Below are 13,719 nucleotides of genomic sequence, written 5' to 3'. Positions count from 1 at the left end.
TTATACTGTAACAGTTCATACTTTTATTCAATTTAAGCATAAAAAACCATTTCACTAATAATTCTAATTTCTTTTTATACAGTATTCTTGCATATATTTATTAAAGTAAATTGCCTAATTTATTCTCCGAAATAAATTCAAGAATATTCCAACTGGTCACTATATATACTTCTTATAACATAAACTGTAAAGGAGGAGTCCGTACATAATGGAATATAGATTATTAGGCAACACAGGATTAATAGTTTCAGAGATAGGATTTGGTTCTTGGGCAATTGGTGGAGATGAATGGGGTGCAGTAAAAGATAATGAATCCATTGATGCAATTGAGAAAGCAATTGATCTAGGGGTCAATTTTATTGACACTGCTGATGTTTATGGATTAGGTCATAGTGAAACACTCGTTGCAAAAGCTATAAATAATCGCAGGCAAGATATAATCCTTTCTACAAAAGGTGGTTTAATTGGTCATCATTATGACCCCGATCAACCAGCCGTTTATGGAGATCCTCAAAAGATCATTGATGCGTTTGAGGCTAGTTTACTGCGGCTTAAAACTGACTATATAGATGTGTACTTTTGTCATATTTGGTGGGATAAACCTGAAGAAACAGAAGCCTTTCTACAAGCATTCCAAACCTTAAAAAAATCTGGCAAAGTGAGAGCAGTTGGCGTTTCTACTAATGATTTAGATTATATTAAACATTTTAATCAGAATGATGATTTAGATGTTGTACAATTCGATTACAGTATTCTGAATAAAGAGCCCGAAAAAGACATCCTTCCTTATATTGAAAAACATAATTTAGGTGCTGTGATAAGAGGTCCACTTAAGATGGGAATTTTAACTGGGAAATTTAATCATGAAACTCAATTTCCAGACGATGATTTAAGAAAAGATTGGCCAAAAGAAAAATGGTTTAAAGATAGCTTAAACACAGTAGAGAAATTACGTTCACTTGTACGTTCAAATCGAAGTTTAGCGCAAGTAGCTTTACGTTATGTTTTAAGTCACCCAGCAGTTTCAGTTGCTATTCCTGGTGCAAAAAATTCTACTCAGGTTGAAGAAAACTCTTCCCACTTAACTCGTCCATTATTATTAGATAATGAAATTGAATTCATTAAAAAGCTTTGATCAGCTCGTTATTCTCCCATAAAAATCAAACTGATTTAGCTACCAAATCCATACCATTACTGCTTCTCCACTAAAACATATCTTTAACACTTCCACCTTATTTTTTCCCTTTTCTCAGCAATATCTACAGTTTATAGGGTAGTTGAGCTCTTATATTCAACTACCTTATAATTGGTTTAAATTATATTAAAATATCTACTACATTAGTTGAATACATGCTAGAGTATCATGCAAACCAAAAAAAACAATTAATTCAGAAATATTTTTAGAAACTTCATTATCTCACAATTACTTTTTTAAAAATTAATCAAAAAATTTTTCTTTACTTTAAATTCCATAGTTCATATAATCTTCTATGGAATTACATTTTTTTCTAAATAGCTCCTCATTTCTAAGCATTCTAAAGGGCAATTACAAATTATTACACCCTTATGTTTAACCAAGTAAAATAAAAATCCAGTTTTTCACAAGGAGAAGTGACTGCATGCAAGATATTTTAAAACTATTTCCGAGCGTTGACGGAAATGAAGAAAAACAACAACTATTATTAGAATCTATGCAGAAAATAATTAAAAATCTTGACCAATTAAAAAATGAAGAGCGAGCTACTTTAGGTAAATGTGAGGAAAAATCAGAAGGATACTACAATGACTTAATTCACCAAAGTCATATTCCACTAGCTGGAATTACTATGTCTGAGGTTATAGAAGAGCTAAACCAATTTATGAATGGTCATCCGTATCCAAATAAATATTACTTGTCTAACGCTGTACCACTACCAAGTATACCTTCACTATTAGGGGTAATGACAATGGCACTTTTAAATGGTAATGGTGTTTGGGATGTATATGGTCCAGGGGCAGCAGAAGCAGAAGTAAAAGTTGTATCCATGCTTTCAAAACTGATAGGTTATAATCCACATAATAGCGGCGGCTATACAACATGGGGTGGACAAGGTTGTGTATTTTCGAGCTTACGTTTAGCAATTTCTAAACAATTCCCATTAGCAAAAGAACATGGTGCTCCACAAAATGTATATTGCTTTGCTTCTGAAAATGCACACTATAGTTTATTAAAGTCAGCTGAAGCAACTGGCATTGGGTCAAATTACTTAATAAAAGTGAAAACTGATCCTTATACAAGTTCTATGGATATAGAAGACTTAGAGGCTAAAATGATACAAGTTATTAAAAATGGCGGTATCCCCCTTTATATTCTAGCTACCATGGGATCAACAGACACATTTACTATTGATGATATAAGAAAAATTAAAGAGAGCGCTGAAGCAATACAGAAAAAATATAAATTAAAACCGATTTATATCCATGCTGATTCTGCAATGGGCGGATTCTATAGTTTCTTTAATAATTATAGTTTTGAAGAAAATCCACTCTCATTTGAATCTAATGTAAAAAATGCCTTACAATACGTACAAGATAAAATGCAATATATGTCCCTTGCAGATAGTGTATGTTTTGATTTTCATAAATTAGGACAAACACCTTATGCTTCAAGTATTTTAATCGTAAAAAATCATACTGATTTACAACTGATGGATATTGAACAAGATGATACACCTTATCTTGGTAATAGATCATATGGGAGTTATCATACAGGATATACTTTAGAATGTTCACGAGCTGGTAGTGCTATTCCGATGTATATCAATCTATTAGCCTTTGGAATTGAAGGATATCAAAAACTACTAGCAAATTATATTCGTGTAAATCTATTATTTAGAGACAAGTTGCGCAAGGCCCTCCCTCAAGTCGCAATCACAAATGATTTTACATATGGACCAATTACAACTTTCCGTTTCTATCTAAATGGAGATAGCCAAGAAAATTGGGAAAAAGAACGAATAGGCCTTACAACAAAAGAAGAGATTGAGGATACAAACCGGTTAAATATAGAACTATTTAATTATCTAGGAAAAAATCGCGATCAAGTATTTTTTGGTGATACAACTCGTTCTTGTGTAGTAGATGTAATAAACAGTTATGATAGAAATCCGATTTCTACATTAAAATTCTTTTCTATCTCTCCATATACAACTGTTGAATGTATAGATGATATCGTAGAATTTCTTTATAAACATATTTCGATTGCTACTAAACAGATTCATTCATATGTTTAATAACCATTTTTGTTAGCGCTTTAATAGTTAAACTTAACTAAATGAAATAAAATTTTTAATCCTTTTAATTACTATTAACTATATCAGGAAAGAGGAAAAACATATGAATATAGAGCTACTTGATACACACCACGTGAAAGATGCAGCACATTTACTTGCACATTCTTTTGTGAATAATGAACCTCTTGTAAGCAATTTACAAATTCCTTTTGCTTCTTTTCACAAAATGTGCGAAGAAATGATGAAACAAGCTGTATCTCAAGGCATGTCATTTGTAGCAATAGAAAATTTTCAAATTGTTGGAGTTCTTTTAACAAAAAAAGTAACCCAGCCACTAATAGATACAGAGAAAGCGATTGAACTATGCCCACAAATGGAACCTATTTTTCAACTTTTAGATACATTAGAGACAGAATCTATTGAGTTTTCTCATTTAGATAAAGAAAAATTGGTCTATCTAGATATGGGCGCTTGTCATCCAGATTGGATGGGAAGTGGTATAGTCACTACCCTTCTTTCACATGCCATTCAAGAAATAAGTAAAAGAGATTATGATTTTATTGCTGCTTGTACAAATAAAATTTCTCAAAAAATCCTAAAAAAACTGTGTACGACCTATGAAATGAATGAAATAGTGTATAGTAATTTTCTTTATAAGGAAGCATACCCATTTGTTAATACAACAACTTCCTTAACAGCTCAATTACTATATATACCTCAATCTCAATTTGTCATTAAAGCTATATAAATTTGTGAAGAAAACTAGCTGTACTTTTGTGCAGCTGCTTTTTTATATAGAGTAAATAAGTAGTAGATATTCAAGTTAACATAAGTGACACTTTTCACACTTTAACTTCTTCGAATTCAATAGCCACTTTCTCAGCATGTCTTATTTCTCTGCTTAACCTATCTAAAGATCTCCTTCTATTTATTTCAACATGTTTCATCATGCTTTAATTTCATATGCTCCGTTTTTTCATCTATACAATTAACTTAGACACTTCTCCCTATTTAATGACTAATCTTTTACTTTTTAAGTAATGATTGATACACATCTTCCCACCCTTAAGTACTTGAAAATTCCCACCTAATAACCCCTTAACAATCCCTGTAATTCTTACAATTCTCTTTCATTTTATTTATCTATTCATTCATCCCCCATATCCTTTATCTACCTAATCTTCCCCAAAGAATCCAATGTAAAATTCATGATAAAAGAAAACAACCGTATCATATGTAGATTATTTAAGGAAAAAGAGTGAGAATTACTGGATTCCCCTTTCTTTTGATCTTTTTTAGAAGCTCTTTAAAGTCTAATTCTATTACATTCCTGCTTGGTAACATGTCTACTAAACATTAACAATTTGTATAGCTACATAAAGACTCTACTAATTCATTAAAGGAATCTCCTTCCCCCTATCGAATTATTGTAGAGGAAAGGAGAGGAATACATGGAAATTCTAGGATTAGATCCTCGCGCATTAGCGACCTTAGGTGCACTTGAATACACCAATCGTCGCAATAAATTAATTGAAGACTCGGAGAATAACATATACGAGTGTAAAGAAATAAAAGAAATACTTCAATCACTCCCTAAAGAGAAGCAGATTGAGGTTCTTGAGAATCAAGCTCACTTTGAAGCTGTGGCAAAGATGATTGAACAAAACAATTTAATTCTTTTAGAACAGATGAAAGCTCTACAGCTAATTCAGAAATAACAAACTTATGATTGATTAACTCTACATATGCTTCCATAAATAATGTATCTTTATTTATACCTTCAGCCTCTGTTTTTACAGGGGCTTTTGTTATGCGCTGATTCATATTTTGAATTTGAATGGTTTCTTTCACGTGTATGAATAGATCCTCTAACAAACCTGGTGTAGACTCTAATTCCTGTTTTTCAATTTCCTCTGTAACAGCACTTATAAATTCCCATAGTACTTTTGCACCTAATAGTTCTGCTAATCGTTTTTCACGCATTTCAAATGTTTTCATATTCATATTGAACACTTCCTTTATCTAATATTTTCTTAAAAATAATTAATATATTATTTCGTTTTAGGGAAACAATATAGAGATGAAATCCCCCTTATTAATTACACGTATTGTGACATTACTCTTCAAAAAAAAGAGTCCAATCAAAATTTAGTACCTTAGCTATATTCTTTGCGACAGGAACACTTGGATTTCTTTCACCATTTTCAATCATTGCATACATACTTCTAGATATTCTTGCCTTACATGCAATATAATCTTGTGTTTTCTCTTTATTTTTACGTTTTTCCAATAACCAAAACCTCATTATTCCCCCTCTTTCATTGTCACAAAATGTGTAACTAATGATTATATTACATAATAATAAGTTTAAAATCAATATTTTTTACACATTTCGTGTACTTTATTAAATGTTACATATTGTGACGTTATAATTGATTTAGAAAACACCTAAAAGGAGGTAGCATATGTTTGGCACTAGACTACACACTCTTCGAAAAGAACGCAAACTGCGTCAAGAAGACATGGCAAAACAACTAGGGATTGCTCGAACTACATATGCAATGTATGAACAAGGAAATCGAGAACCTGATTATAATACATTGATAAAATTAGCGACTTTCTTTGAAGTATCAATTGATTACCTCCTCGGTACAACTGAAATGAGACAAGTTACAGACATACAAGATCCTGAGCTTTATCAATGGCTTGAAGATATAAAAAATGCGACTCCTCAAAAGCGAGAGGAATTAAAGAAGTTTTGGGAATTTATAATACAGAAAGAAGATTAATATATCAAAAAGACCGCCATCTTAACAAGGTAGCGGTCGCTGGTTCGAACCCAAACGAGATTATACCGTTCCCTCCTTGATATTCAAGAGGGGTTCATATGTATAACAATGGAACAGCTCTTTTAGGGAAGAAAATTCATTTGACTTAAGCTTCTTTTCGATATTTAGCTAATACTTGTTCTAAACGTTTACGTTCACCTTAGGCGCATTCTTTTCTAAGGCTATTTCCATTGCTTTGAGAACAAGTTGTGTATTCAAATCTTCAATCCCCGCATTATTCCCTCCAGCTACAAATGGTTTACTAACTCCAAAGTTTGCTCGTTGAATGCTATTGGATTTTCTACTACTACTTTTTTATCACATAAGCAGCTTGCTGCTTCTTTTTCCTTCATATCAAAAGCCTTTAAGCTAATTTTGCTCGCTTTAGGTTAGAGCTATCTTGTTAGTTTATTAGGCATACATTCTTTTTTCTTATCCTATATTTCTGACCTTTTAATCTGTCCATTTCCACGAATCACATATTATGATTACATTTATAAATCACCCTTACAAATAAAAAAATAGGAAGATCCATGCGAATAAACGCTTTAGAATCTTCCTATTCCTTCATACACACCCTTAAAAATAGTTGGCTTATTGCTTTGTATTAGATAATCCTCTTTTTCAATAAACTTACATAAATATTATCTCCAATGATGACGTGATCTAGAAGAGGAATACCAATAATAATTCCACATTCTTTTAATCGCTTAGTTACTTGGACATCTTCATGGGATTCCACACTATGGCCTGAAGGGGAGTTGTGAAAACATATAATAGAAGATGCATTGTTTAATATTGCCGTGCGGAAAGTTTCCCTCGGATGGACCAACGATGAGTCAACTGTACCCTCGAACACAATGCTACATCCTATAATTTCATTCTTTGTATTTAAGTTAAAGACACCAAAAATTTCATTTGGCCTTGATTCTATATTAAATATAATCTGTGCAAAGCGTACAGCATCCGCTGGACAAGTGATTTTCTTTTTCTCAATATCATAAATACGATTACTATCTTTTACGAGCTTTACAGATTGCACCATAATTTTTTTACCCATGTCCTTCTCCTTTCGAAATAAAAAAGACGAGCCTACTCCTCTCATCTTTTTCCACCTTCTTTTATATTTTGAAATTCAAAATTCTTACTTCCTTACTACATTTCTTAAAAAGTTAAGACATCCTATCACTTCCTTGTTAGTTCAATACTTGTCCTATTCCTACAACGCAAAAAACCTCCCAGGAATACATTCGTAATACAAATAAGCGTATATGCGTTATACACTTCTTTGTAATGAATCGTAAACCCGAAAGGTTTGTGGTCATTATGGAATAAGTAAAAAAGGAAAAATTTTCTTTATATTAGTTTATAATATATCTAATATTCTTTCAATTCTATCTTTCATAAAAATACGTTTATTTAACTTAGGTAATTTAATTTATTTACCTTTAATATACATTAATTACATTTTTTACATCAATCGTTTTTTGTGTTAGTCCTAATATGGCAAAATAATTCACATGAAGACAATAAATCTTATTAATAACTAACTTAGTAGTATAAATATTCCTGCACCACCAAATTGTTTTTTATATCCCTTACTCTCCAATTTTAGTGACTTTAGCTTTTGAATAGTACACTTACTTACCAAATAACTCCAATATACTATGCAAATTATCATTGTCTATGGAATCATTTGATGTTAATAATCCAATAATCCTTTTATCGAACTCATTATTTCTACCCATGACTTCCTTAGCGATAGTATTTGCTTCCATTTCAATTTCTCTTTCTTCATAAGGGATACTCTTCATCTCTTCCATTTTTTCCTCGGTTAATTTTCCATTTTTAAATTGTTGCACATGAACCAATTCATGCACCAATGCAAATTTAACACTTAATTCAATTACTCTTTCAAAATATATATCTGGCACTTTTGAGAACTTAGAATTAATAGATTGCATTAACCCTTCTACCACTAAGATAAGTTCCTTTATGTTCTCCCACCGTTCAAATATTACTCTAGCATTTATTGATGTACCAACATAACCATCTCCCGCATTAACTCGGTCTATATGTAAAAGATCATATTCTATATCCTCAATATCAAACTCTCTTCTTATTGATGCATGAAATGCTTTAAAATCTTCACTTTCAATTAAACTGCAAATTTGGTCTTTAGTAACTTCCGATAGAAAAATTGCCATTTAATACCACAACTCCTATGTAATATTACTTTACTCACAAAGAATAGAATTCAACTATATTTAATTCTACCTAAATATTTTCAACATCCTCCTTATTAATAACGAAAACTTTACTTTCCTCTTCGTTACATTTTTATCCTGGGTTTTAAATGTGCGTTTTCCTTCAAGTACATCTTTTCTAAATTTTATCTCATTACTCCCTGCTACACTCTCATTTTTTTGCGAATTACTATCTCCTTTTCTTTGAGATGATATATTTCCAATAGTAATAATTTCCATTGAGATTGTTATTAAATACTCATTAAAGAAAAATCCATTTGTAGAATAATTACTTACTCCTGCAGTACCACTTAGTATGCGATAAGCTATTTCTTTTATTGTAAATTCTTTTTATATCAATACTTTGGTCTTCTACTCTAAAAAAACTAATAAAAAGATTATCTGTATTAGCGTAATTTTCAAATTAGCTCTATTAAACAGCTCATATCCCTCAATGCTCCAATTAAAAACACTTAAACTACTATTAAAGGTTCCCTAACATTGTAAAGTCAACCGTTTGAGTGTTATTTATTTTAACCTAATTTATTAAAGTCTCCCAAACTCTTTAATTGTATATTTTTCTAATTTCTTATTATTAATTACTGCACCTAATTTCAATTCGTAATCAGGATATATATATGCACACCTTGCTAATACTTCTGCTTCAACCTCATATTTCGGTACCCTTTCAACTGTAAATTCATGTGTATATGAATCATAAACATACTCATATTCATATTTTTCTCTTTCTTTTTCTATTTCTTCTTCAATCTCAACTTCAACCTCAATTTCTCCTGATAGTATTAACTCTAAATAAAGGCTGCCATCACTTTTTTCATATACAAAAAAGTCCTCAATATCTAAAAAGGCTCCACAAACATTAATGTAACCCGTACAGTTATCAAATCTATTTTCAGCGTATCTCATTAGCGAGTCTTCTTCATTTTCATTTAATATATGTAGAAAATTATCATTTACTTCGTCAATGTTAATTTGGTCTTTTATCCACGTTTCATCTACAAATTTAATTTTGGTAGCATGCCTTTGAATAAATTGCCCTAATGAGTTGTAATATTGCACATCTAGGTCTAAATCGTTTACTTCCCTCTCTAAATCTGGATGGAGTACCTCTTTATTGTTATCAGCTGCAAATTCTTTCGTATTATGCGAAATTAAAACTAATTGTTCATCTGAATTTTCTTTAGCAATATCTAGAACAGTAAGCCAAAGTAATGTATCTCTGAACTCTTCTCCTTTAGGGGAGCATGGTTTTATTCTATGAATTGCTCTGTTTACTACTTCAGGAAGATATTCTTGTTTATACTTAACAATACCCTCATCTTTTAAGCTTAATCTATCTTTTATGTAGTCCATGTAATCCGCCGTTTTTTTATCCACATTTATTTCTGTATTATTTTCAACCGGATCCATTAACAATACGTTTAATTTTAAAACACCATTTTTGTAATCCTCATATCGTTGTTCTAAATCTTTCTTAAATAAATTTTGTATTTCTTCCCAAACGATTTGAGGTATTATCAATTTAGATTGAGTTTTAATAAGATAATCAATTAAATTATTAAAATCAATAGAAGTAAGCATAAAGTTCTTTTTAATTACGTTGGCATCTAACACTACTAGCATTTTATCACCTCATTATTAATTACATTCACTTTTTCAAATCCTCGTTATCCAGCTAGCTAATCAACATATTTAATAGCTTATTTGAAAAGGGATAACGATTGATACATAGCTCATGTACTTCATGGATGTTCCGTATTTAATTTGGAATAACCTTCAATACAATCCCCATTACAAATCACTCCTTGGAATTCATGTACGTGAAAATCATACCATAATTGTACAAAAAATGAAGTATACTTTTATGGTATAATCCCTTTATAGTAGACAAGAAATAGAGAACATATTAATTTATTATAATTGGATTTTTCTATGGGCAAAATTAGAGTCACTTACGATGTAGAATTTAAGAAAAAAGCTGTAGCTTAAACACAAAATTCTCTCACGTGTTTAAGGATATATGGTCACATTCAAGATTTACTGTTCGCCATTCTTTTTTTATTCCCATAAAATTACTCATAACGCACTCATATAGATACATTCGATGCTCTTCTACATCAAGATCTTTCAACGTTGCAAGAAGGTATCATTCCGCTATCGCCTTTTCAAGTGTTTTGAAGAGCCAACAAAAAATACTTAATGAAAGAATTAAATAATGACATCAGAAGAAATTTTGACCGAGGAAAATATTGAATATAATTAAGTAATTCTTTATTTCTATGATACTGTTCTTCCCGATTAATAATAAACATCATTTTATCAATTTGTTTATACGAAGAATAATCTATCTTGATGATATCATTCTTAAAAATAAGGATAATTACTAAAAAAACATCATATTTACTTACTAATTGCTCCGATTAATTTTCATTATAAAAAAGAGCTTAGCTAAGTAGCCAAACACTTCTAGATGCATTAATTAGAGAATTTTCTTTCCTAATTTTTATTATGTATAAAATAATTCGTGTATTTTAAATATTTATTATCTGTCTCTTTATGTTTCTGAATGATTCTTTTCCTTCTTACTTTCTAATGTTACAATTTGTGATTCTTAATACTCCTGATTAGAAACATAGTGCCATTATCCCTGCTGTATTAACAATACCTGCCTTGCTAAACCTTCTATACACTCTCCTTAAAAATTAAGAAGAAAATCCAACAAAAAAATAGATACTTTTTACTCATCAAAACTTTTTTTCTTCATATTTATGCAATTGATTAATAATAATCTCAATAAATTCAGGTATGATTGAATCCCAAACATTAATGAAAAGAAAATGTATTTCCCATATTAATTTATTTAATCTAATACTATCAACCTCTCCTTCTCTTCGCTTTAGATGCTCAATATTATTGATTTTTGATTGGTTTGATGGAATATAAAGAAACCAATTATTACTACTAAGAACTTCTTCAAAACCTCTATCTATAGTTTTAAATAATTTTATAACTTGTTGGTATATTTCCATATCTATTTGTGAGGCTAAGTCTATAAATTCATATTTTTTTTCAAGTACCCAGGTACGTAATGTTATTAAATTTAATTGTACATGCTCTAAATCGACTAGTGCTTCACTGGATATTTGAATATCTTTTAAAAACACTTCATTTGAATTGGGTGCCAGTTGATTTATATTTTTCCATTCATTTACCTGTGTTAATCCTAAAGGTAAATCTATATTCCCTATAAAATTCTCATGAAACTCCTCCTGAAATCTTACCGAAATCTTTTCCAACTTATGAATAAAGGAAATTTTTTGCAAAACATCTTTTTTGGTTAAATTTTCATTATTGAATTTTTCCGCCTTTAATTTTACATCCATTATAACTAAACTCTCTTTTAGACAATTTTTTAATAATTTAATAACGGCCTTGTATATTAAACTATTTATAGAATCTGGTTTTGCTATCGAAGTATGATCAGCATCAAAAAAAGAACCCAATGTTTTTTTAGTTTCAATTCCAATCGCACTATTTTCATTTACCACCATATCATGCTTACCATAAAAATATTCAACTCTGGGCAAATGCTCCCTATAACGAACCCATTTCTTAGTTGTCTTATCTACTAACGAACTTAAAGGAGCTAAATCTTTAAGCTGTCTGTTTGCTCCAAATAAAATCTTTCCTGCTCCTGCTAGACCTGTACCTTGGTGTGGTACTGCTAATGAGATTAAAAGATCTACTTTATTAATCTTTTCATCTTCTAGAATTTTTAAAATATATGTTTTTGCAACTAAACCTCCCATACTATGTGCAATAAAAACAATCCTTTGATAAGAGCCACATTCAATTTCTATTACTGTGTGCAATAGATCTGATATACTTTCTATATCTAAATTCTTCCTAGTTATCGAACTTTCCGAACATAATATTTTGTCAAGTATATTCTTTAACCATTCCATACTATACGGTCGAATAAATTTACTATAATATGAAAAACAGGCAATATCATAATGCTGTTTCACGTAATCATCCTGTAATAATAATTCCGGGAAAAAAGACTTTTCATTATATCTCCAAGTCTCTATTCCTCCTTGAAATCCATGTATAAAAATGACTAGATTTTCTTGATTTGAACGTTTTATAAATTGAATATTATTCATTTAATCCCTTTCCTTTTTACAATAATACTTTTACTAACTTTCATTTTACTGCCTTAATTCTTTTATAATCTAGATAAATATTTAATAAACAAATCGACTTTAAGGAAATAATAGTATCATGACTGGCACATAGAAATGACTTTTTTAGCAATAAAAGTTTATTAATAAATATAGTTTTACTACCCGTTTATTTCCCTTAATTAAATAGAATAAACGCAGCATATTGTCCATTTAATTATGGTTAATTAAAAAGTCATCTCCACAAACTGAATTATAAAATAACTTTAAAATAATCCTTCTAACGTTTCTTTAAAATTAATATTTTTGCTATAAAGGTTATTTAAAATAATATATATATGTGAAATTTGGAAGAAGTTTAACCCATAATTAGTTCATAATTTTCCCTTTGTAGACATTCTTGATATTTTATCAATGTTTATTGCCGCTGCTTCAATTCAATCATCTTTTGGCCTGTATCTAATTCTAGTTCATTGTAACCGGTATCAATGGGCAGTTTTACTATACTTAATAAAAACTAAAACTGCTACTTAAGTACTCCAACGTTTGTATTCTGCCTTCCATTCAAAGCTTCCTTAATTCAGCCTTTGTACTCTGAATTTTTCTTACGATTTATAATCAAGTCATCCAATAAAACCACAAAATCTCCATACTTTTATATTAACGTGAAATAATTTCTGTGAATAGCATTAAGATTTAGCTAAATAATTTTCATCGTTTTTTCTAAAGGATTTCTATAGATATATCTTCCTAGATAAAACAGGGAAATACCTGATTTAAGTGTGTAATATTCAACTATATTGAAGTAAAATATCCTATTAAAAATTCACGAAAGTCTTTTATTAACTTACAACCAAATACTCAGTATGGGATTTAAACATTTTCCTACGGCTATTGAAATCCTTTGGACAAATAATTCGTAATTTACAAAAAAAGCAAAATTAGGATGTATGAAAGTAACGAACATCAACCTGATTACACTAAATTTCGCTGTATTGCTGATTACTTTGAGGTAGCAATCGATTTTCTCCTAAGGCGAATATCAAGAATAAAAAAAGAAAAAACCATACTATACTCATTAATTTAGAACTTGATTAATTGTTTAATAATATTAAGCGCGAAAACGGAAATGATCCGAAACTTTCAAACACTTCAAACACTGAAATTA

General features: G+C 30.1%; 10 protein-coding genes and 1 pseudogene. 4 read left to right on the top strand and 7 right to left on the bottom strand.

Annotated elements, in window-relative coordinates; all coding sequences use genetic code 11:
• The first annotated feature begins 208 nt into the window (after positions 1–208).
• The 3 genes from NST86_RS28925 (at position 209) to NST86_RS28915 (ending at position 4,020) form a co-directional block, all read left to right on the top strand.
• Positions 209–1,135 carry an aldo/keto reductase gene (locus tag NST86_RS28925; RefSeq protein ID WP_061663542.1) on the top strand — a complete coding sequence of 309 codons (927 nt, stop codon included), beginning with the start codon at positions 209–211 and terminating at the stop codon, positions 1,133–1,135.
• Positions 1,136–1,619: 484 nt separating this feature from the next.
• Positions 1,620–3,272 carry a pyridoxal phosphate-dependent decarboxylase family protein gene (locus NST86_RS28920; RefSeq protein ID WP_340935007.1) on the top strand — a complete coding sequence of 551 codons (1,653 nt, stop codon included), beginning with the start codon at positions 1,620–1,622 and terminating at the stop codon, positions 3,270–3,272.
• Between the two features lie 103 nt (positions 3,273–3,375).
• Positions 3,376–4,020, top strand: coding sequence for a hypothetical protein (locus NST86_RS28915; protein ID WP_061663540.1), 645 nt, complete (start codon positions 3,376–3,378; stop codon positions 4,018–4,020).
• 845 nt (positions 4,021–4,865) lie between these two features.
• Here NST86_RS28915 and NST86_RS28910 read toward each other — a convergent pair.
• On the bottom strand, positions 4,866–5,276 hold the full coding sequence (locus NST86_RS28910; protein WP_061663539.1) for a hypothetical protein: 411 nt from the start codon (positions 5,274–5,276) through the stop codon (positions 4,866–4,868).
• Between the two features lie 112 nt (positions 5,277–5,388).
• On the bottom strand, positions 5,389–5,577 hold the full coding sequence (locus NST86_RS28905; protein ID WP_061663538.1) for a helix-turn-helix transcriptional regulator: 189 nt from the start codon (positions 5,575–5,577) through the stop codon (positions 5,389–5,391).
• A 160-nt stretch (positions 5,578–5,737) separates the two neighbouring features.
• Here NST86_RS28905 and NST86_RS28900 point away from each other — a divergent pair, with 160 nt between their 5' ends.
• Positions 5,738–6,061 (top strand): helix-turn-helix domain-containing protein, encoded by a 324-nt coding sequence (locus tag NST86_RS28900; RefSeq protein ID WP_061663537.1) that lies wholly within the window; start codon positions 5,738–5,740, stop codon positions 6,059–6,061.
• A 192-nt stretch (positions 6,062–6,253) separates the two neighbouring features.
• Here the strand turns inward: NST86_RS28900 and NST86_RS28895 are convergent.
• The 5 genes and pseudogenes from NST86_RS28895 to NST86_RS28875 form a co-directional block, all read right to left on the bottom strand.
• Positions 6,254–6,447, bottom strand: a pseudogene (locus NST86_RS28895) (DnaD domain-containing protein); the annotation flags it as partial.
• A 260-nt stretch (positions 6,448–6,707) separates the two neighbouring features.
• A complete protein-coding gene (locus tag NST86_RS28890) occupies positions 6,708–7,160 on the bottom strand; it encodes a JAB domain-containing protein (protein WP_061663558.1) in 453 nt (150 codons plus the stop codon).
• A 580-nt stretch (positions 7,161–7,740) separates the two neighbouring features.
• Entirely contained in the window at positions 7,741–8,307 is a 567-nt protein-coding gene (locus NST86_RS28885; protein WP_061663536.1) for a hypothetical protein, read from the bottom strand.
• Positions 8,308–8,892: 585 nt separating this feature from the next.
• On the bottom strand, positions 8,893–9,990 hold the full coding sequence (locus NST86_RS28880; protein WP_061663534.1) for a PIN domain-containing protein: 1,098 nt from the start codon (positions 9,988–9,990) through the stop codon (positions 8,893–8,895).
• Positions 9,991–11,111: 1,121 nt separating this feature from the next.
• Positions 11,112–12,533: an esterase/lipase family protein gene (locus NST86_RS28875; RefSeq protein WP_061664709.1), complete on the bottom strand. Its 1,422-nt coding sequence runs from the start codon at positions 12,531–12,533 to the stop codon at positions 11,112–11,114.
• Positions 12,534–13,719 lie beyond the last annotated feature (1,186 nt).

Source organism: Bacillus sp. FSL L8-0199 (genome assembly GCF_038005705.1).
Lineage (GTDB): Bacteria > Bacillota > Bacilli > Bacillales > Bacillaceae_G > Bacillus_A > Bacillus_A cereus.
This window is presented reverse-complemented; position numbering and strand designations above follow the sequence as displayed.

What these genes read in the sequence shown, in the direction of transcription:
- NST86_RS28875 (WP_061664709.1), bottom strand. Translation starts at nt 12,533, where the DNA reads ATGAATAATATTCAATTTATAAAACGTTCAAATCAAGAAAATCTAGTC.
- NST86_RS28915 (WP_061663540.1), top strand. Translation starts at nt 3,376, where the DNA reads ATGAATATAGAGCTACTTGATACACACCACGTGAAAGATGCAGCACAT.
- NST86_RS28920 (WP_340935007.1), top strand. Translation starts at nt 1,620, where the DNA reads ATGCAAGATATTTTAAAACTATTTCCGAGCGTTGACGGAAATGAAGAA.
- NST86_RS28925 (WP_061663542.1), top strand. Translation starts at nt 209, where the DNA reads ATGGAATATAGATTATTAGGCAACACAGGATTAATAGTTTCAGAGATA.
- NST86_RS28910 (WP_061663539.1), bottom strand. Translation starts at nt 5,276, where the DNA reads ATGAATATGAAAACATTTGAAATGCGTGAAAAACGATTAGCAGAACTA.
- NST86_RS28900 (WP_061663537.1), top strand. Translation starts at nt 5,738, where the DNA reads ATGTTTGGCACTAGACTACACACTCTTCGAAAAGAACGCAAACTGCGT.
- NST86_RS28905 (WP_061663538.1), bottom strand. Translation starts at nt 5,577, where the DNA reads ATGAGGTTTTGGTTATTGGAAAAACGTAAAAATAAAGAGAAAACACAA.
- NST86_RS28885 (WP_061663536.1), bottom strand. Translation starts at nt 8,307, where the DNA reads ATGGCAATTTTTCTATCGGAAGTTACTAAAGACCAAATTTGCAGTTTA.
- NST86_RS28880 (WP_061663534.1), bottom strand. Translation starts at nt 9,990, where the DNA reads ATGCTAGTAGTGTTAGATGCCAACGTAATTAAAAAGAACTTTATGCTT.
- NST86_RS28890 (WP_061663558.1), bottom strand. Translation starts at nt 7,160, where the DNA reads ATGGGTAAAAAAATTATGGTGCAATCTGTAAAGCTCGTAAAAGATAGT.